We start from the raw sequence: 17,825 nt of genomic DNA, 5'->3' as shown, positions 1-17,825 counted from the left end.
GCGCAATGTCGAATCGGTATGCGCGGATCGCCTTCTCGGCGGCGGCGCGGGAGCGGCAGCGGCTGGCGGGTAGCTATCGGGACTATGGCGCCCAGCTCGAGCACGGGCGCGATGAGCCGCAGCCGCTGGAGTTGCGTGAGCAGGGGTTCATTCGCGGCGCGGACTCGTTCTTTCTCGGCACCGCGACACCCGACGGCTGGCCGTACATCCAACATCGCGGCGGCCCCAAGGGGTTCGTCCAGGTCCTCGACGAATCGACCCTGGCCTTCGCCGACCTGACCGGCAACGGCCAGTACGTCACCGTCGGCAACCTCACCGAGAACGACCGCGTCGCCCTGTTCTTCATCGACTACCCGCTGCGCGAACGCCTGAAGGTCTACGGCCGCGCCCGCATGGTCGAACGCGCCGACGACCCCGACCTGGTCGACCGCGTGGCCGCCGCCTACAGCGGCGCGATCCAGAAGATCACCGAACGCGCGATCATCATCACCGTCGAGGCCCACAACTGGAACTGCGTTAAATACATCCGCCCCCGTTTCACCAAGGACCGCCTCGACGAGGCCATCGCCCTCGAACGCCGCGACGCCGCCCGTGAACGCCAACGCCTCACCGCCGAGCTCGAGGAGTTGCGCCGCGAGAACGGTGCCCTCCGCGCCCAATTGGACGCCGCCCGGACCGTCGCGGGGTGAACTGTCGTTCAGTCCGCGTAAGTACCGGTCTCGCCGTGGTCGACCGCGGCGTCTGCGTCTTGTTCCCGGTTCGCGGCGGCGAGCACCGCGTCGAGCAGGCCCGGCAGGGTGGCGTCGAGGTCCTCGGTGCGGAGGCGGAGGTGGGTGTTGCCGTCGATGATCACTTTTTCGGTGACGCCCGCTTCTCGGAGGATCTTGAAGTGGTGGGCGGCGGTGGACTTGCTGATGTTCTCGTAGGTGAGACCGCAGCGCATGGGTTCGCCGGCGTTGGCCAGGCGGCGGACCACTTCCAGGCGGACGGGGTCTTGTAGTGCGCCGAGCACCGCGGGCAGCGGGGCCACCGCGGGCTTCGCGTCGGTGTCGGTCATGACCTACCTCACTCGGATGACTGGTTTGATAATCATCGAACCTGACGTATGGTCGAGTTCGATATCAATCAAACTTACCTGATGGAGGGTTCGATGGCATCGGCAACCATGGTTGCGACTCGAGCCGAGCAGGGCAGCCAGACCTGGGCGTACGCACTCGTGCTCGCGGCCAGCGGGGTGGCGCTGGGGGTGTCGGGTGCGCCCGCGCCGCTGTATGGGATCTATCAACAGAGCTGGCACTTCTCGCCGCTCACAACGACTTTCGTCTTCGCGGCCTATGCGGTGGCGGCGCTGGGTGCGGTGTTGGTGGCCGGTCGCATCTCCGATGTGGTGGGTCGGAAGCCGGTGCTGCTGGGCGCTTTCGCGACCATGATCCTGGGTCTGGTCGTGTTCCTGTTCGCCGACAATGTGGCCATGCTGCTGCTGGCCCGCGCGCTGCACGGCGCGGCGGTCGGCGCGACCGTGGTGGCGGGCGCGGCGGCGCTGCTGGATCTGCGGCCGCACGCGGGCGCGCGGTCGGGGCAGCTGTCCGGCGTCGCCTTCAATGTCGGCATGGCCGTGGCGATTCTGGGCTCGGCGGTGCTGGCGCAGTACGCGCCGCATCCGCTGCGCACGCCGTATGTGGTGATCACCGTGGTCTGCGTGCTCATCGCGGCCGGTGTGCTGCTGCTGCGGGAACCGCACGGGGCGCGTCAGCGGCAGCGCATCACCATTGCGAAACCGGCTGTGCCGCAGGAGATCCGCAGCGACTTCTGGTTCTCGGCGCTGGGTGTGATGGCGGCGTGGTCGGTGCTGGGCGTGCTGCTGTCGCTGTACCCGTCGCTGGCCTCGGCCAAGACCGGCATCCACAATCTGGTGTTCGGCGGCGCGGTGGTGGCCTCGACCGCCACGGCGGGCGCGCTGGCACAGGCGGTGGCGGGCGGGATTCCGGCCCGGCGCGCGGCCATCGCCGGTGATATCGGCATGGCGATCGCACTGGTGATCACCATTCCGGCGCTGAACACCCACAACTGGGTGCTGGTGCTGCTGGCCGGTGTCCTGCTGGGCGGCACCTTCGGGCTCGGGTTCGGCGGATCGCTGCGGCACCTGTCCAATGTTGTGCCGCAACACAAGCGGGGCGAGACCATGTCCGCCTACTACCTGCTGGCCTACTCGGCGATGGCGATCCCGACCGTCGTGGCGGGCTGGGCGGCGACCACCTGGGGCTTGAGCACGGTGTTCCCGTGGTTCGTGGTCGTGGTGGCACTGGCCTGCCTGGGCGCGGCGGGAATCGGCCTGCGCCGCAAGGCCGAGACCGCTCCGGTGGCGGCCTGACCGCCTGGTTTCTACTGAATAGCCCGATTCGCGTCCGCCCGGCGACCCACTGTCGCCGGGTGGACGCGGCATTTGGGGCGAAACGGATTGACAGGGCGGGTTTTTGGGGTGCGCGAAGTTGCGATCCGATCCCCGCATCCCCTGCGTGACCGGGCTCGGATCGCTATCCTTCGGCTATGCGGCGGTGGAGGTTCGGTGGGGTGGTGAGCCGGACGGTACATCGGTCGGGCCTGATGATGTCGGTGCTGGCCGCCGTGCTGGGCGGGCTCGCCATCGCGGGCCTCACCTGGTGGGCGCTGTGGCATTTCCTCGGGGCCAAGTCCGAGACGCCGAATCAGCTGGACCTGGGCCGGATCTCGCTCGCGGTAGCCGCCGGTGTCGGCGGCGCGGTCGCCCTGGTGGTGGCCTACCGGCGGCAGCGCGATACCGAGCGGGGGCGCTTCGCGGAGGTCTTCGGGGCCGCCGCCCGCCAGCTCGGGGATCCCGATGTGGCGGTGCGCATCGCCGGGGTCTACGCCATGGCCGGGGTGGCCGACGAGTTCTCGGCGCGCTGGCGGCGCCAGCAGTGCGTGGACGTGCTGTGCGGGTACCTGCGGCTGCCGTATCAACCCGAGGAGGGGGCCAGTCACCTGGTCTCCAAATCGCAGCGCATCGAGGATCACGGCACCGCGGTGGAGCGGGTTTTCACCTATCGCCAGAACGATCGGCAGGTGCGCGACACCATCGTGCGGGTGATCGCCCAGCATCTGCGGCCCGCCGCCGAAACCCAATGGTGTGACTGCGATTTCGACTTCACCGACGCGGTCTTCGAGGACGCCGACTTCCGGTACGCGGTGTTCGCGGGCCGCAATACCCGCTTCACCAACGCCATGTTTCTCAGCGGCCGCACGGTCAGCTTCGAGAAGGTTCGTTTCCTCGGCAAGCGGGTCACCTTCCGCGGGGCGATCTTCCGCAGCACCGCCAGCTTCGACCGCGCGGTCTTCGCGCACACCCAGGTGGGCCGGGCCGACCACGAGCAGGCGGGAACGACCTTCACCGAGGCGACCTTCGGGGGCGGCGTCAGCTTCGAGGGCGCGCAATTCGGCGGCGCGCGTACCGCTTTCGCCCGCACCACCTTCGCGGGCGAGCGGGCCAGCTTCGCCAACGCGGTCTTTGCCGCCGAACTGACCTCTTTCGAGCGGGCGGTCTTCGACGGGGAGCGGGCGACCTTCACCGGGGCCGAATTCCGCGGTGCGCGAGTCACCTTCGCCGATTCTCGCTTCTACACCGAGTCGAGTTCCTTCGACTGCGCCCAGCTCGGCGCGCAGGTCCGCTGGCGCACCGGCCGCACCCAGGAGGTGTCCTTCGCCCGGGCCGAGTACCACGGCAAGGTGTCCTTCGCCGACGCCGTCTTCTCCGGCCGCTCGGTGACCTTCGCCGGCGGAGACTTCTTCGGCGACATCTCCTTCCGCCGCGCCTCCTTCGACGCCCGCGCCGTCGCCTTCGACCGCCCCCGAGCCTGGGTGGGCGTGCATTTCGACTGGGAAGCCAGCCCCAACACCAAACCAGCCAACATCACCCCCACCCTCTGGCCCCCGGCGCTGGCCGAGTCGGCGAAGGATCCTGCCGCCTGAGCGTCCCGCCCGTCATTCCGGCGTGCGTTTGGCCGGAATCCACCCTGGCCGGTGTGGATCCCGGCCAAGAAGCATGCCGGGATGACGAGTCGATGCTGTGGCCTAGGCGGGGACTTCGGGCTTCAGCAGGGCGAACAGCGCACCGAATGGGTCGGCGAGGATGGCGAAGCGGCCCACGGTCGGAATGTCCATGGCGGGCACGATGATGGTCCCGGACGCCGCGGCGGCCGCGTCCACCCGGCCGTCGACATCCTCGACACCGAAATACGGCAGCCAGTGCGGATGCTCACCCGGCTGCAGCGGAGCGATACCGCCGAAGCTCCTCGCCTCCTGGTCGCCCTCACCGGGGGACAGGATGGTGTACGGCATATCCGGCATGTCGGATTGCGCTGCGCGCCAATCGAACACCGTCGTGTAGAACGCCGCGGCGACCGCGGGGTCGGAGACGTGCAGTTCCACCCACACCAGTGCGCCCGCGGTGTCGGCGATCTCGAATCCGGCGAATTCGCCCGGCTGCCAGACCGCGAACTGCGCGCCCAGCGGCCCGGTCAGATTGGCCATGCGGCCCGCGCCGGGGATGTCGAAGGCCTCGGTGCGAATGGTGGCCCCGGCCTGCTCAGCGGCCTTGGCGGTGGCGTCGGCGTCGGGCGTCTGGAAGTAGACCGTCCAGGCCGAGCGCGCGCCCTCCTCGGTGAGCGGGCCGAGACCCGCGACGGTCTTGCCGTCGAGCTGGAACATGCCGTAACCGCCGGCATCGGGCCCGGCGGACTGGAACTGCCAGCCGAACACGGCCGCGTAGAAGGCGGCGGCCGCGCCGGGCTCGGGCTGCCGAGATCGAGCCAGCTGGGGGAACCGTTGACGAAATCGGTGGTGAGCACTGGAAATCCTTCGGTTCTAGGGGTTTGTCGCCGGGAATGCCCCGGCGGTGTCCAGCATTCCACCGCGTGCCCGGCCGGACCGCCGGATTGCCCGGTTGTCCTCGGGTGCGATAGCTTGCAATCGATCGAGGTCGGGGTTGGTGGAGGGGATTCAACGCGTGTGGGTTGTGGTCGGGATGGCGATCATCCTGCTGTCCGCGGCGGCCGCGCTCGGCGTCAAGGCGATCGGTCACCAGAATCGCGCGTTCGCCGATCCGACCGGTGCGACACCGCCGGTCGGGGCGCGTCGACAGCGCGTGGTCGCGGCGCTGGCCATCGTCGGCTGGGTATTGGTTTTCGCCGCGGTGGGCTCGAATCTGCCGTTCGTGCACCATGACACGATCGCGGGCCGCGCCGTCGCCGCGCCGCCGGAACTGGTTCGCGCCGGTGACCTCGCGCCGACCGCCGTGAAACCGAAGGCCGATCCGATGGCGGCGCTCAAGCCTGGCGACTGCGCCGAGGTGCCGATCCAGTCGGCCCGGGATTCCTCGGGCGCCCCCACCTGGAAGGCCGGGGCGCCCGAACCCTCCGATTGCAAGTCGATCGACGCGAATTACCGTGTGCTGCAGAACGGTCCGGAACCGTGCAGCGGTCCGCTCTACACCCTCGAATCGGCCCCGAAGGACAAGACCGGCAAGGTGCGCTACCACCTGTGCCTGACCTTCGATTGGCGCGTGGGCGTCTGCTACGACACCACCAATATGGATGTGCCGTCCAAGGTGGACTGCGCCACGTCCGGCGATCACATCGTGCAGGCGACCGCCGTCTTCGAGAATTCCACCTCGGGTGCGGGCTGTCCCCGCGACGGCCGCGGAGCCGTCTGGGTCGTGTGGAGCAAGCTCCAGCTCACCGTCTGTTTCCGCGGCGCCGACAATCCGGGTAAATGAGCTAGCCGCGGCCGACGGTGATGACGTCCGGAATCAGCCAGGAGGGCAGTGGTCGGGCGATCTTGCGCTGGTCCACGACCTCGAAACCGGCGTCCTCCAACAGCTTCCGGGTTTCGGTCGGCGACGGCGCGTGGGCCGGGAACATGGGGCTGCGGGTGAGCCGCTGAATCGGGCGCGAGGTCCGGCCGGAAGGGTGCATGGTCGCAATGGCCACCAGGCCGCCGGGGGACAGCACGCGGTGGAACTCGCGCAGCGCGACCGGATGGTCGAAGAAGTGGAACGCGCTGGTCGAGACCACGGCGTCCAGCTCACCGTCCGCGAACGGCAGATGCTCGGCGGCGGACTGCCGCCACTCCACGGCCTGTGAACGCGCGCGGGCCTGAGCCAGCATGCCCGCCGAGGCGTCCACTCCGTACACCGCCTCGGGCTGCAATTCGCGCTGGATGCGGGCGGTGAGAATGCCGGTGCCGCAACCGATATCGGCGATGCGCCGCGACCCCGCACGGCGGAGTTCGGACAGCACCTGGTCCTGCGGCGGCCGGTAGACGACGTGCTGCAGGGCGGCGGTGTCGTAGGCGCGGGCGACGTTGCCGAAGAACTGCGTCACCACGTGGTTGAAGGCGCGATTGCCCGTGGTCAGCGATGTGCTCATGTGTGCTCCTGTCCGGCCTCCATCGAAGCAGATTTCCAACTGTCTGGGAAGGTTTGATGGAGTAGCGTCGGGCGCATGAGGATTCGTGGTGCCGTCCTGGAAACCATCGGCGCGCAGACGCCGTTCGCCGACTCGAAGCCGATCGTCATCTCCGAGCTGGAACTGGGCGAGCCCGGGCCCGGCGAACTACTGGTTCGCATCGAGGCGGCGGGCCTGTGCCATTCGGACCTGTCCGTCGTGGACGGCAATCGCGTCCGCCCGGTTCCGATGCTGCTGGGGCATGAGGCGTCCGGCATCGTCGAAGCCCTCGGCCCCGGCGAGACCGATATCCAGGTCGGCCAGCGCGTGGTCATGACCTTCCTGCCCCGCTGCGGAAACTGCGCGGGTTGCGCCACCGACGGCCGCACCCCCTGTGAGCCCGGCAGCCTGGCCAACAACGCGGGCGAATTGCTCTCGGGCGGCAGGCGTCTGCTCCGCGACGGCGAGGAAGTGCACCACCACCTGGGTGTTTCGGCCTTCGCAACGCACGCCGTCGTCGACCGCCACTCGGTTGTCCCGGTCGACGACGACGTGCCGCCGGAGGTCGCGGCCGTCCTTGGCTGCGCGGTCCTGACCGGTGGCGGCGCGCTCCTCAATTCCGCCAAACCCGCGCCCTCCGACCGCATTATGGTCGTCGGCCTCGGCGGCGTGGGCATGGCCGCCGTTCTGGTGGCCGCCGCTCTCCGGGCGGGTACCGCGCGCGAGGTGATCGCCGTCGACACCGTCCCCGAAAAGGTCAAGACCGCCATGGAATTGGGTGCGACCGCCGCCTACACCCCGCAGGAGATCGCCGCCGAGAACATCCAGGCCGAGGTAGTGATCGAGGCCGCGGGAAATATCCGCGCCTTCGAAACCGCCGTGGCCGCAACCGCTCCCGGCGGCACCACAGTCACCGTCGGGCTTCCCGCCCCCGACGCCCGCGCCAGCATTTCACCGCTGGGCCTGGTGGCCCAGGGCCGCTCGATCATCGGCAGCTACCTGGGCTCGGCCGTCCCCTCACGCGACATTCCCGAATTCGTCACCATGTGGCGCGAGGGCATACTCCCGGTGGAACGTCTCATCTCCTCCCACATCCAGCTGGAGGACATCAACGAGGCCATGGACGACCTGGCCTCCGGTCATGCCCTCCGCCAGGTGATCACCTTCGACTGACCGCTATTTGACCTCGATGTTCTCGAAGTCGAACAGCCCGGCCCAGCTGACCTGCGCCTTGACCCGGTCCGAGCGGGCCGAGGCGGCGTTGTATTCCAGGACCGGGATATCGGCCATATCGGCGAGCAGCAGGGTCTGGGCCTGGGCGAGCAGAGTCCAGGCCTGGTCGGGAGCGGGCGCGGCCAAGGCGGCCTTGAGCAGGCGGTCGAATTCCGGGTTGGCGTAATCGACGTCGTTGGTTTCCGAACCCGTCAGGTACTGCGAGGTGAGGAATTCGAACATCGACGGGTAGTCGCCCTGCCACGCGTAGCGGAAGGCCTTGCCGACCGTGCGATGGGTGACCTCGTCGCGCAGGTTCTTGAAGGTCGGGTAGGGGAAGGGTTCGGCGGCGATGCCGAGGGTGTTCTTCACGCTGTTGGCGATGGCCTCGATGACGGCCTGGTGGCCGCCGTCGGAGTTGTAGGCGATCTGCAGTGCGCCCGACCACGGGGAGATGGCATCGGCCTGGGCCCACAGCTTCTTGGCCTCGTCGGGGTTGTAGGCCAGCCATTGCACGCCGGGCAGGTCGCCGCGGAATCCGGGCAGGGTGGAGGCGGTGAAGTCGCGGGCGGGCAGGCGGGCGCCGTGGAAGATATTGGCGCAGATCTGTTCCCGGTTGATCGACATGGAGATGGCCTTGCGGCGCAGCACGCCCTCGGCGCCGCCGAAGTGCGGCAGATCCTTCGGGAATCCGATGTGCAGGTTCTGTGCGGTGGGGTGGTCGATGGCGCGGTCGCCGAGCTCCTTCTTGTAGAGCGCGAGCGAGCCGTCGGGGACCGTGTCGAGGGCGTCGAGATGACCGGCGAGCAGATCGGCGTAGGCGGTCTCGAAGGTCTGGTACATCATGAACCGCAGGCCCTTGTTCTTCGCGGGCCGTCCGCCGTGATAGCCGGGGTTCGGCTTCACCTCGATCTTGACATTGTGTTCCCAGTTGGTCAGCTCGTAGGGGCCGTTGCCGACCGGATGTTCGCCGAACGCCTTCATGTCCTTGTAGGCCACGTCAGGTAGTGGATAGAACGGCGAGAAGCCCAGGGACAGTTCGAAATCCATCGACGGCTGGGTGAGATCGACGGTGAACGTGCGATCGTCGACCACCTTCAGCCCACTCATGGTCTGGGCCTTCGGCGGATTCGCCGAGACGTCGTCGTAGCCGGCGATCGGCGAGAACACCCAGCTGCTCAGCTGCCCGTTGGTGCCCAGCGCCCCGAAGTTCCAGGCGTCGACGAACGACTTCGCCGTTACCGCCGTACCGTCGGTGAAGGTCCAGTCCGGCTTGATCGTGATCTTGTAGTGCTGGCGATCCGCCGACTCGATGGACTGCGCGAGCTCGTTGTACGACTTCCCGTCGACGTCGTAATACTTCAACCCCGCGAACAGCCGGTCGACGACCCGGCCACCCTGATTCTCGTTGGTATTGCTCGGAACCAGCGGATTCTGCGGTTCACCGGCATTCACGACGACAAAGTCGTCGCCTCCTCCGTCGCTGGAGGAGCACCCCGCCAGCGCGGGTCCCGCGGCCAGCAGGGCCGCAAAACATAGGGCGGTGAGCGTCCGTCTCTTCATGATCTCTCCCGAAATCCGGCGTGTCGGCAGAGCGTAACGGGAAATTGTTCTCCCCCTGGGGGTTTGACATCAGAATTTAAAGATCAAGATCGGCATCTGCCTCCCGGCCCGATTCCCAGCATGATGGTGGGTATGGACGAACGGGTGGGTGTATGCGCGCGCTGCTGATATTGATCGTGGTGTTGGGCATCGCATTGGTCGTGGGCGACCGGGTCGCGGTCGTGACCGCGCAGAACGAGATCGCCCGCGAGATCGCGGCGCAGTACAAGCTGCCGCACCAGCCCCGGGTCGAGATCCGCGGCTTCCCCTTCCTGACCCAGGCGATCGACGGAACGTACGACGACGTCCGAATCAACGTGGGGGACTGGAGCGAACAGAACATCACCGTCCACGACCTGGATGTCACCTTGAACGACGTCACCGCGAAATTGGATGACCTGCTGAACAAGCGCACGACGAATCTCGTTGCGGGAACGGCCACCGCGACAGCCGTGGTGCCCTACGACGTCGTCCAGAAGTACGCGCCGGAGGGCATCGAATCGATCTCCGACAGCCCCGAGGGCCTACGCGCCACCGGCACCTTCTCCGTCCAAGGTCTTCAGGTGCCCGCCACAGTCATCGTCACCGTCGCACCGACCGACAGCGGCATCGAGATCACCCCGGTCTCGGTCGAGCCCGCATCCAGCGGCGTATCGATTCCCTTGGCCCTCTTGGGCCCCAGCCTCACCTTCACAGTGCCGCTGCAGCAGCTACCCCTGGGCGCGAAGCTGACCGCCATCACCCCGCGGTCCGACGGCCTGCACGTCAGCGCAGTCGCCCACACGGTCCGCTTCTCCGACCTCCCCTGACCCAGGCGACGGCGCGACAGCGGAGTGAGAAGATCGTCCGCACGATGACGTACATCAAGGCAGTCGCAGTTCGGTACGAAGACGATCATTTCCCGGGGTGGGTTGAGGCGCAGTTCCAGCAGTCGGACGGAAGCACCGCCAGCTTCGTCGCCAAAGTGCCCGAATTCGAGGAACACGACCAACTGACTCGCGACGCCGCATACCCGATCCCCTTGAAGATCCCGTGTGATCTCCTGACCGTCGATCGCGACCGCCATCTCGCCACGATCGACCTTCGCATAGGTACCGACCTATACGAGGTGGCGCTCGACCAGCTCGCTAACCTGCCCGACGCCTGAAGCCCTACCTACTCAGGTACCAAGACGTTCAGTCGTCAGGCTCAGATAGCCGGAGCGGTGGGCTCGAGATCAAAACCGGTCGGCCTCAGCGATCTTCAGGGCCGACCGGTTGGCCGCTTCGAACCGCGCGGCTCGCGGCAGAGTAGTGCGATTGCTCAGGCAATTGAGTGCGTGGGCGTTAGTTGCGGTTCCACACCGTTCCAGCGCGATCCTCGGGTGACACCCAATCCTTACCGAAGAACCACACGAGCCCGTTACCTACCGCTGCGATCTCCAGCGCGACGATCTCACCCAGTACCGCCCCCATGGACATGGAATCCGCGGCCGACATCTCGATATTGATCACGTGCCGCACTGCGGCCAGATGGTCACGAATCAAGGCCGGTCCAGGTCCATCAGCCGTACTCAGCGCCTCGTTGACGACCTCCGAAATGTCTTCGGCGGCAGCAGGACTGACAGAGATTTGAAGTGGTCGCCCGGATTCGGTCCAGTACACATCGATCGTCGTCTCGGCCTGAACCCTAAGGTTGGTCAACACTGATTCCGCAGCAGCCTCGGCCAGTTCATCTTCGTCGTAAAGAGTTTCGGCCCAGGTCCACAAGTCCGCGGTTTCGATCCACCGCCGGATCTCATCGCCATCGAGTCGGATCGACTCCTGGCAGTACACACTGATCCACTCGGCCACCAGCACACCCTAGATCGCCATGAAATCGGCCGCATACGGTGAGCGGTCATCGGCAGTAGCGCGCACTTAGTGCACTAGAGCCAGCGTGAGCGCGTTCAGGTATCGAAAGGCTTCAGGGCGACAAGGTGTCCGAGTTTGTCGGCCGCCTGTAGGCCTGTCAAACCGGTCCGGATCGCCACGTGCTCAGCGGCGCTGTGTCATTCGAGGTCGTAGGTCACGTGGGTCACCGAATACCGCTCCAGCTCAGAAGGTTCGGCGCCTGATTCGAACACGAGGTCGTTGTCGATCATGGGGAAGCCGTCCTCGCCGATCGCGACGATGCCGTCGGCGGTGTGCTGGAACGCAGCCGGTCCGCCCTCGCGGCCTGGATTCTTGTCCGGCAGGCATGCGGGTCGCCGCGGCTGCTCGGTCATCGCTCCACCTCACCCGGTCTGGCGGGGACGTCAATGCGCGGGAATGTCCGCTCGGTGTCGACCGCGACAACGGTGGCCAGGCTTGCGAGTTCGTCCGGGATCTCGCCATTGTCGAAATGACTGACGCTCGGAACGAACACGGCCTGAGCCTCGGCGCGGCTCGTGGCGATCCGCAGGCGGTGCATCGGTCGGTCCGTGTAGGGGCCGAGTACCAGCGTCTTGCACAGGTCATATCCGAGTCGCGCTGAGAGACTGCGGAGTTGGCTCTCGTCCCAGTTTTGACGTGAGCCTGAAATGTCCGATCGCAGATATCCGATTGCTCGCTTTTTGCCATCACTGCCCCTTCAACCTGAGGGTTCGCCCGTGGGTGCGATGCCGACCGTACGGCCGATACGGTGCCGCTTCATTCCGTCATACTGAGAACCAGATGCGATATACGGAAATCGGTATAGAGTGCGCGCAATGGTGAAACTCGCTGGGGCTCAACAGTCAATCTCGGATCGACCACTAAGGCAACGCTGACGTAGCGGGGTACCGAATGCCTACGACGACCGGTGCGACCATTCGGCGGATACGGCTGTCGAATGGAATGACTCAGGCCGAGCTCGGCGCGCTTATCCACTTCACACAGCCCGGCGTCTCCCAGCTCGAGCACGATGGGCCTGCGGCGCACGACCTCCGCGTTCTGCGCCGGGTGGCGAAGGCGTTACAGGTGCCGCTGTCCGTGCTCGTTGCGGAATCGGACGAGGAAATCGAGGCTGCGCGCCGCAGTTTCGTCCAGGCGAGACCGAGCGGCGCCGGTGCGGTCGCTGCGACAGGGCACCGGCCACCGATTCCGGCCGCTCCCGATAGCCGGGTGGCGGTTGGGATCACTGACGTCGCTCGAATCACCAAAGGCATCAATCAAATCCACAAGACACAGTTGATGGTCGGCGGCAGCCAGCTCTGCGAGCTGGCCGTCAACGAAGCTCGATACGTCGAGCACCTTCTCGACCACGGCACCTATACCGATAAAGTCGGAAAAGCACTGACCAGCGCAAGCGCTGAAATGATGACAGCGGCGGGCTGGATTCACTACGACGCCGGCAGGTGGAGCGAGGCCAATCGCTACTACGCCGCTGCCGCGAAGGCAGCGACAGCCGCGGGCGACGGGATCGCCGCCGCACACGCCTGGATCAATGCGTGCCTACTGTCCTATCGCGACGGTTCGCGCCCGAAAGAGGGCGTGAAACTGGCCGAGGCCGCTCAGCTCGCCGCGAGGCGTGCAGGCGGACCGAAAATACGTGCACTGGCAGCAATCCGCGAAGCGGAGGCTTACAGCGTGATCGGCGACCGGTCTGCTGTGGTGGCGGCGGTCCGGCGCGCGCATCGGGCATTCGATTCGACTCGCGGCCTCGATCCGGGATATCTCGCCTTCCTGTCCGCGGCGCAACTGAGTGGTCTGACCGGGCTGGGCTTCATGAGGATCGGCGATTACGCGGAGGCTGCGAGATACCTGAAATCGGCGATCAAGGGCGCGACCGCCTACCCGCGGGAGCGGACAGCCTGGCGAATTCGCATGGCGCAGAACTATATACGCGCTGGCGACGTGGCTGAGGGGTGCGCACTGCTGATCGACAATTTCGACGAGATCAGCACTGTGGAATCGGAGCGTCTACAGACCGCGATCGCCGCGTTCGTATCGGAATTGTGGTCTTATCTTGCCGTACCCGACGCGCGTGAGTTCCTGGAGCGTTGGACCGCACTCTGAGGACCTACCTCCGGGCGCCCAGATGGCCTGCCGCGCGCTCCGCGAGCGTGCGATATCTCCGGACCATGTCCTCGTACGACATGCAGTAGTCGCGGGTCGACGGGTAACCCTTGGTCTTCGGTGCTGGCTCGGTGAACGTTGTCCCGGAGGGGAATTGCTTCGCTGTGAGGTCGACGCGTTGACCGTCGACCACATTGAAGTAGTGCGAGACAGTCTCACCGCCGGGCAAGGTAGCGACTGAGTGCAGGATGTCGCCGCCGAGGTAGTCCTGAACTACGCACGCCGTCACAGCGCATTGCCCCTTGGCGGGATTGCTCTCGCTCCATGCGCCGGATCTGCTTGTGTCTGCGGCCCAGGACCGTTCGAGCGCGTCCCGCAGGGCCCTCACGGTAACCATGCTGCCCATACCCATCAGGATACGGAGATACGCCGCTCGAGCGGACGGTCCGGGTGGACAAGCCCTGGTCGGGTTCGGCGAAGGAACCGGATCCGACCAGGGCTGATCCTTGCGCGGGATAGGGATTGAAGCCGTTGGTTACTTGACCGTCAGGGTGACCGTCTTGGTCTGGGTCTTGGCGGGGAGCTTGGTGGTGTCGACCGCGAGGATCTCGCCGGTGTCCTGGACGCCGTTGGGGAGGATCTTGGCCTTCAGGCCGTAGGGCGGCTGGTCGCCGGTTAGGGCTTCGAGGCCGAAGTCGCTGTCGTTGGAGATGTAGAGGGTTTTGCCGCCGTCGGTGGTGGCGACGCCTTCGATCTTGTCGTGGCCGAAGAACTTTCCGTCGGGGTTGAGGCCGTCCAGCAGGGCGCCCAGGTCCAGGTTGGACTTCTTTTCGACCGGGGTGATTCCGGCTTTCTTCAGGGCCGCGATGCCGTCGGCGGTGGTGACATTGCCGACGTAGACCTCGAGGGGCTTGCCGTCGATCAGGATGCCCTTGTCCGGGTCGTACTGCGCGCCAGGGACTTTCGCGTCGGGGCCGATGTCCGTGGCGGCGGAGATGTCTACGGTCCAGAGCTTCTTGTTGGCCTTGGGGGCCTTGTTGCCGTCGCGCTCGTCGATCAGGAAGGTGGTGGGGGACAGGGCGGTGATCTCCGAAACGGCCAGTTTCTGCTTGGGGTCCTCGAGCGGGAGCGCGAATTCCTTGACGGCCTTGGTTTTCAGGTCCACCGTCACAATGCGGGTGACGGGGGTTTCCTTGGAGTTGGTGACGCCGGGCTCGCTGAGCGCGCTCTGGATCACGCCGACCAGGGTGTTGCCGTCGGGGGTGACGGTCAGGCCCTCCATGCCCTGGTTGGGGGTGCGGAACGAAAGTTCCTTGGGCAGACCGCGTCCCGGCGCGAGCCGCTCCAGTTCACTGCCCTTGGCGTCGAAATGCACCAGGAACGGGCCGTATTCGTCGGAGACCCAGAAGCTGCCGTCGGACAGCGCGACCAGGCCCTCGCTGTCGATGCCGTGATCGGTGGGCGGCAAGACGTTTCCGTTCAGGTCGCGCATGGTCTCGCCGGTGGAGGCCGAGGTGTCGACGAGGCCGTTGAACGGCTGCCCGGCCGGATTCTTCAGCAGGATGGTCGATTCCACCACGGCCTTGTTGCCGACCAGCTTGAACTTGGCGATCTGCGGGGTGAAACCCGAGACGGGAGCGATCTTCTCGTTCTTGGCCTTGCCGTCCACGTTCGGGCCGCGGTCGGTGAGGCCGTAGAACTCGTCGTGCGAGCCCGGCACCGGCGTGAACGCGGAACCGTATGCACTGGCCTGCACCGGCACGCCGCCGAAGTCGCCGAGCGGCGCGATATCGGTGGTGAACAGGCGCACCGCGTCGGTGGTGGTGACGGTGATGCTGTCCGATCCGGTGTACCCGGCGGCCGGGGTGTACACCAGCGCGCCGTCGGTGCGCCGGGTGAGCGTGCCGTGCTGCGGGTCCGCGACCGCGACCGCGGCGTGGCCACCGGTCTTGGCCAGCAGTTCGTCGAGGCCGATCACCAGCGGCTGTCCGGCGGTGGCGGTGAAGTCGGCGGAGTCGGATCCGGACGAGCAGGCGGCGGCGACGGCGGCGGCGCAGACGGCCGCGGCGACGGCGGCGCGGCGGGTAACGGGACGAATTCTCACCGGCTTGTCCTATAGGTCGTATTCGACCGGATGTTGACCAGCACATGAATACTGTCCGCCGAGGCTGTAAATCACATCGGGTCCGGCCCTTGGTCACGGCGTTTCGCCGACCCGATAGGCTCGACTGGTTCCTGATTGGCGAGTGAAGGAGACCAGGTGACCACGAACCGCATCCGCGTGGGCGTGCTCGGTGCACACGGCAAGGTCGGACAGGCCATCTGCGCCGGTGTCGAAGCGGCCGCGGATCTGGAGCTGGTGGCACAGGTCGACAAGGGCGACTCGCTGGAGGCCTTCACCGCCGCCGGCACCGAGGTGGTCGTCGACTTCACCCATCCGGATGTGGTGATGCCCAATCTGAAGTGGCTGGTGGAGAACGGCATTCACGCCGTGGTCGGCACCACCGGCTTCGACGCCGAGCGGCTCGAGCAGGTCAAGGGCTGGCTGGCCGCCAAGCCCGAGGTCGGCGTGCTGATCGCCCCGAACTTCGCCATCGGCGCGGTGCTGTCCATGCGCTTCGCCGAGCAGGCCGCGCGCTTCTTCGACTCGGTCGAGGTCATCGAACTGCACCACCCGAACAAGGCCGACGCCCCCTCGGGCACCGCCTTCCGCACCGCCGGGCTCATCGCCGCCGCGCGGGAGAAGGCCGGGGTCGGCCGCAGCCCCGACGCCACCAGTCAGGAGCTGGAGGGCGCGCGCGGCGCGGACGTCGACGGCGTGCGCGTGCACTCGATCCGCCTGGCCGGTCTGGTCGCCCACCAGGAGGTGCTGTTCGGCACCCAGGGCGAGACCCTGACCATCCGCCACGACTCGCTGGACCGCACCTCGTTCGTGCCGGGCGTGCTGCTCGGCGTGCGCAAGACCCCGCTGCGCCCCGGCCTGACCGTGGGCATCGACCCGCTGCTCGACCTGTGAGCGCGCCGGCCGAGAACAATGGACCCGGCGTCGCGAGCGACAACGCCCGAGAGGTCTACAAGCGGGTCGGCTTCATCGCCGCCCTGGTCCTGATCCTCGGCTTCTACTTCGTGTTGCTGGGGCGCATCGGGATCAGCCTGATGACCTCCGGCAAGGTCGCGGCGGTCATTCTCGGCATCGGCGTATTCATCCTTCCCCTGCTGGGCGTCTGGACGGTCGCGACCAGCGTCCGTGCCGCGTTCGCGCACCAGCACCTGGCCCGCCGCATGCACGACGAAGGCGGCGAGCTGGACACGTCCGGCCTGCCCCGCCGCGCCTCCGGCCGCATCGAAAAGGCCGCCGCGGACACGCTTTTCGAGCAGGTCAAGCAGGAGTTCGAGGCCGACCCGGACAACTGGCGCAACAACTACCGCGCCGCCCGTGCCTACGACTACGCGGGCGACCGCACCCGCGCCCGCGAAATGATGAAGCGCGCAGTGGATTTGGAGCGCCGCGAGCGCTCCGGCAAACAGTAACCCTGGTTTCGCCGCAAACCTGCCGGTAACTCTTAGCGGGAGTAAAGTCCGCCCGGTGAAGTTCATGGTGGGTTACGCGCTGGCCATCGCCTGCGCGACAATGGGGTCACCCGCGGCGGGATCGACTGTGGCACGGGCGGAGTCCCCGATTTCGCGCGCTGAGGCCGGGCCGGCCTGCGTGGAATTCGAGAACGACTACAAGCTGGAATGGCAGGCCAGCTGGGCGGTCTATCAGGCCGAGCAGCAGAATCTGGCCGATGCGCGCGCGGTGACCGAGGTGGACCTGCCGATCACCATCGACGCCCCGATCGACAAGGTGTGGTCGGTGTACACCGACGTCCGCAACGGCATCGGACGGCACTCGTTCCTCAAGGACGTCATCGTGCATCGCCTCTGTGAAGCGGACGGGGTGCGCGTCACTGATTTCACCGCGCTGGAAGACATTCCGATGGGATCGGCGACCTTCCCGGGCCACACCCAGGCCGAGACGCGACTGCATCCGGATCAGTATTTCTACGAGACCGACAGCTGGGACGTCCCGAATGTCACTACCCACCAGCTGATCACGTTCGCCGACAATGGCGACGGCACCACCACGGTCAACGAGCATCTGACCTTCATCGCCGATCAGCCGCTGATCGATTTCACCGTCACCAATGGCGTGGCCGCGCATCGCGCGTCGCAGGCGGCGGTCAAGGAAGACATCGAAAACGGCACGCTCTGAGGCGATTACGACCCGAGACAACGAAAGCGGCCCGGAACCTGGTGGTTCCGGGCCGCATTCGGGTCAGGGTGCGGGGTGCACGCTCTTCCAGTGCTCGGCGATGTCGATACGCCGTGCCAGCCAGACCTTGTCGTGCGACTGCACGTAGTCCACGAAGCGCTCCAGGGACTTGAAGCGGGCGGGCTTGCCGATGATGCGGTTGTGCAGGCCGATCGACAGCATCTTCGGGGCACCCGCGGCGCCCTCGGCGTAGAGCACGTCGAAGGCGTCCTTCAGGTAGGAGAAGAACTCCTCGCCGTTGGC

20 protein-coding genes and 1 pseudogene are annotated in these 17,825 nt (G+C 66.7%); 11 read left to right on the top strand and 10 right to left on the bottom strand.

Annotated elements, in window-relative coordinates:
• The first annotated feature begins 5 nt into the window (after positions 1–5).
• A complete protein-coding gene (locus ON43_RS22690) occupies positions 6–689 on the top strand; it encodes a pyridoxamine 5'-phosphate oxidase family protein (protein ID WP_040810617.1) in 684 nt (227 codons plus the stop codon).
• A gap of 8 nt (positions 690–697) precedes the next feature.
• On the opposite strand, the gene ON43_RS22685 is transcribed toward ON43_RS22690, so the two are convergent.
• Positions 698–1,057, bottom strand: coding sequence for an ArsR/SmtB family transcription factor (locus ON43_RS22685; RefSeq protein WP_051178961.1), 360 nt, complete (start codon positions 1,055–1,057; stop codon positions 698–700).
• 108 nt (positions 1,058–1,165) lie between these two features.
• Here ON43_RS22685 and ON43_RS22680 point away from each other — a divergent pair, with 108 nt between their 5' ends.
• Complete coding sequence (locus ON43_RS22680) at positions 1,166–2,371, top strand: MFS transporter (RefSeq protein WP_040810660.1); 1,206 nt, start codon at positions 1,166–1,168, stop codon at positions 2,369–2,371.
• Between the two features lie 176 nt (positions 2,372–2,547).
• Complete coding sequence (locus tag ON43_RS42705; protein WP_051178958.1) at positions 2,548–3,984, top strand: pentapeptide repeat-containing protein; 1,437 nt, start codon at positions 2,548–2,550, stop codon at positions 3,982–3,984.
• Between the two features lie 102 nt (positions 3,985–4,086).
• Here the strand turns inward: ON43_RS42705 and ON43_RS22670 are convergent, their stop codons facing one another.
• Positions 4,087–4,827 (bottom strand): VOC family protein, encoded by a 741-nt coding sequence (locus ON43_RS22670; protein ID WP_281033331.1) that lies wholly within the window; start codon positions 4,825–4,827, stop codon positions 4,087–4,089.
• 193 nt (positions 4,828–5,020) lie between these two features.
• Here ON43_RS22670 and ON43_RS22665 point away from each other — a divergent pair, with 193 nt between their 5' ends.
• On the top strand, positions 5,021–5,788 hold the full coding sequence (locus ON43_RS22665; protein ID WP_040810615.1) for a hypothetical protein: 768 nt from the start codon (positions 5,021–5,023) through the stop codon (positions 5,786–5,788).
• Between the two features lies 1 nt (position 5,789).
• On the opposite strand, the gene ON43_RS22660 is transcribed toward ON43_RS22665, so the two are convergent.
• The gene (locus ON43_RS22660) at positions 5,790–6,440 is read right to left on the bottom strand and encodes a class I SAM-dependent methyltransferase (RefSeq protein ID WP_040810614.1); all 651 of its coding nucleotides are present in this window, start codon (positions 6,438–6,440) and stop codon (positions 5,790–5,792) included.
• A 75-nt stretch (positions 6,441–6,515) separates the two neighbouring features.
• Here ON43_RS22660 and ON43_RS22655 point away from each other — a divergent pair, with 75 nt between their 5' ends.
• Positions 6,516–7,631: an alcohol dehydrogenase catalytic domain-containing protein gene (locus ON43_RS22655; protein WP_040810612.1), complete on the top strand. Its 1,116-nt coding sequence runs from the start codon at positions 6,516–6,518 to the stop codon at positions 7,629–7,631.
• A 3-nt stretch (positions 7,632–7,634) separates the two neighbouring features.
• Here the strand turns inward: ON43_RS22655 and ON43_RS22650 are convergent, their stop codons facing one another.
• The gene (locus ON43_RS22650; protein WP_051178956.1) at positions 7,635–9,233 is read right to left on the bottom strand and encodes a peptide ABC transporter substrate-binding protein; all 1,599 of its coding nucleotides are present in this window, start codon (positions 9,231–9,233) and stop codon (positions 7,635–7,637) included.
• 152 nt (positions 9,234–9,385) lie between these two features.
• Here ON43_RS22650 and ON43_RS22645 point away from each other — a divergent pair, with 152 nt between their 5' ends.
• Both ON43_RS22645 and ON43_RS22640 read left to right on the top strand, forming a co-directional pair.
• Positions 9,386–10,081 carry an LmeA family phospholipid-binding protein gene (locus ON43_RS22645; protein WP_040810609.1) on the top strand — a complete coding sequence of 232 codons (696 nt, stop codon included), beginning with the start codon at positions 9,386–9,388 and terminating at the stop codon, positions 10,079–10,081.
• Positions 10,082–10,125: 44 nt separating this feature from the next.
• Positions 10,126–10,419, top strand: coding sequence for a hypothetical protein (locus ON43_RS22640; protein WP_040810607.1), 294 nt, complete (start codon positions 10,126–10,128; stop codon positions 10,417–10,419).
• Positions 10,420–10,597: 178 nt separating this feature from the next.
• Here the strand turns inward: ON43_RS22640 and ON43_RS22635 are convergent, their stop codons facing one another.
• The 3 genes from ON43_RS22635 to ON43_RS46325 form a co-directional block, all read right to left on the bottom strand.
• The gene (locus ON43_RS22635) at positions 10,598–11,104 is read right to left on the bottom strand and encodes a hypothetical protein (protein ID WP_157514145.1); all 507 of its coding nucleotides are present in this window, start codon (positions 11,102–11,104) and stop codon (positions 10,598–10,600) included.
• Positions 11,105–11,301: 197 nt separating this feature from the next.
• Positions 11,302–11,517 (bottom strand): hypothetical protein, encoded by a 216-nt coding sequence (locus ON43_RS22630; RefSeq protein ID WP_040810603.1) that lies wholly within the window; start codon positions 11,515–11,517, stop codon positions 11,302–11,304.
• Positions 11,514–11,702 (bottom strand): hypothetical protein, encoded by a 189-nt coding sequence (locus ON43_RS46325; protein WP_245568702.1) that lies wholly within the window; start codon positions 11,700–11,702, stop codon positions 11,514–11,516. The genes ON43_RS22630 and ON43_RS46325 overlap by 4 nt, the downstream gene beginning before the upstream one ends.
• 353 nt (positions 11,703–12,055) lie before the next feature.
• Here ON43_RS46325 and ON43_RS22620 point away from each other — a divergent pair, with 353 nt between their 5' ends.
• Complete coding sequence (locus tag ON43_RS22620) at positions 12,056–13,267, top strand: helix-turn-helix domain-containing protein (RefSeq protein WP_083913620.1); 1,212 nt, start codon at positions 12,056–12,058, stop codon at positions 13,265–13,267.
• A 4-nt stretch (positions 13,268–13,271) separates the two neighbouring features.
• Here the strand turns inward: ON43_RS22620 and ON43_RS45780 are convergent, their stop codons facing one another.
• Together ON43_RS45780 and ON43_RS22610 are read right to left on the bottom strand one after the other, a co-directional pair.
• Positions 13,272–13,673, bottom strand: coding sequence for a YunG family protein (locus ON43_RS45780; RefSeq protein ID WP_174416485.1), 402 nt, complete (start codon positions 13,671–13,673; stop codon positions 13,272–13,274).
• 129 nt (positions 13,674–13,802) lie between these two features.
• Positions 13,803–15,371 carry an esterase-like activity of phytase family protein gene (locus ON43_RS22610; protein WP_040810599.1) on the bottom strand — a complete coding sequence of 523 codons (1,569 nt, stop codon included), beginning with the start codon at positions 15,369–15,371 and terminating at the stop codon, positions 13,803–13,805.
• Between the two features lie 156 nt (positions 15,372–15,527).
• Between ON43_RS22610 and dapB the strand changes: the two genes are divergently transcribed.
• From dapB to ON43_RS22595, 3 genes are read left to right on the top strand one after another with little or no spacing between them, the layout of a single operon-like run.
• Positions 15,528–16,283, top strand: coding sequence for a 4-hydroxy-tetrahydrodipicolinate reductase (dapB, locus tag ON43_RS22605; RefSeq protein WP_373283472.1), 756 nt, complete (start codon positions 15,528–15,530; stop codon positions 16,281–16,283).
• Entirely contained in the window at positions 16,280–16,798 is a 519-nt protein-coding gene (locus ON43_RS22600; RefSeq protein WP_373283471.1) for a hypothetical protein, read from the top strand. Before dapB ends, ON43_RS22600 begins: the two co-directional genes overlap by 4 nt.
• A 55-nt stretch (positions 16,799–16,853) precedes the next feature.
• Positions 16,854–17,522, top strand: coding sequence for an SRPBCC family protein (locus ON43_RS22595; protein WP_051178951.1), 669 nt, complete (start codon positions 16,854–16,856; stop codon positions 17,520–17,522).
• Positions 17,523–17,585: 63 nt separating this feature from the next.
• Here ON43_RS22595 and ON43_RS22590 read toward each other — a convergent pair.
• A pseudogene (locus ON43_RS22590) lies at positions 17,586–17,825 on the bottom strand (allantoinase); the annotation flags it as partial.

This window comes from Nocardia concava NBRC 100430 (genome assembly GCF_000308815.1).
In the GTDB taxonomy this organism is placed as follows: domain Bacteria; phylum Actinomycetota; class Actinomycetes; order Mycobacteriales; family Mycobacteriaceae; genus Nocardia; species Nocardia concava.
This window is presented reverse-complemented; position numbering and strand designations above follow the sequence as displayed.

Bases quoted from the DNA above. Each gene is read 5' to 3' on its own strand.
- ON43_RS22690 (WP_040810617.1), top strand. From the start codon at position 6: ATGTCGAATCGGTATGCGCGGATCGCCTTCTCGGCGGCGGCGCGGGAG.
- ON43_RS22685 (WP_051178961.1), bottom strand. From the start codon at position 1,057: ATGACCGACACCGACGCGAAGCCCGCGGTGGCCCCGCTGCCCGCGGTG.
- ON43_RS22680 (WP_040810660.1), top strand. From the start codon at position 1,166: ATGGTTGCGACTCGAGCCGAGCAGGGCAGCCAGACCTGGGCGTACGCA.
- ON43_RS42705 (WP_051178958.1), top strand. From the start codon at position 2,548: ATGCGGCGGTGGAGGTTCGGTGGGGTGGTGAGCCGGACGGTACATCGG.
- ON43_RS22660 (WP_040810614.1), bottom strand. From the start codon at position 6,440: ATGAGCACATCGCTGACCACGGGCAATCGCGCCTTCAACCACGTGGTG.
- ON43_RS22655 (WP_040810612.1), top strand. From the start codon at position 6,516: ATGAGGATTCGTGGTGCCGTCCTGGAAACCATCGGCGCGCAGACGCCG.
- ON43_RS22650 (WP_051178956.1), bottom strand. From the start codon at position 9,233: ATGAAGAGACGGACGCTCACCGCCCTATGTTTTGCGGCCCTGCTGGCC.
- ON43_RS22645 (WP_040810609.1), top strand. From the start codon at position 9,386: ATGCGCGCGCTGCTGATATTGATCGTGGTGTTGGGCATCGCATTGGTC.
- ON43_RS22640 (WP_040810607.1), top strand. From the start codon at position 10,126: ATGACGTACATCAAGGCAGTCGCAGTTCGGTACGAAGACGATCATTTC.
- ON43_RS22630 (WP_040810603.1), bottom strand. From the start codon at position 11,517: ATGACCGAGCAGCCGCGGCGACCCGCATGCCTGCCGGACAAGAATCCA.
- ON43_RS46325 (WP_245568702.1), bottom strand. From the start codon at position 11,702: ATGCACCGCCTGCGGATCGCCACGAGCCGCGCCGAGGCTCAGGCCGTG.
- ON43_RS22620 (WP_083913620.1), top strand. From the start codon at position 12,056: ATGCCTACGACGACCGGTGCGACCATTCGGCGGATACGGCTGTCGAAT.
- ON43_RS45780 (WP_174416485.1), bottom strand. From the start codon at position 13,673: ATGGGCAGCATGGTTACCGTGAGGGCCCTGCGGGACGCGCTCGAACGG.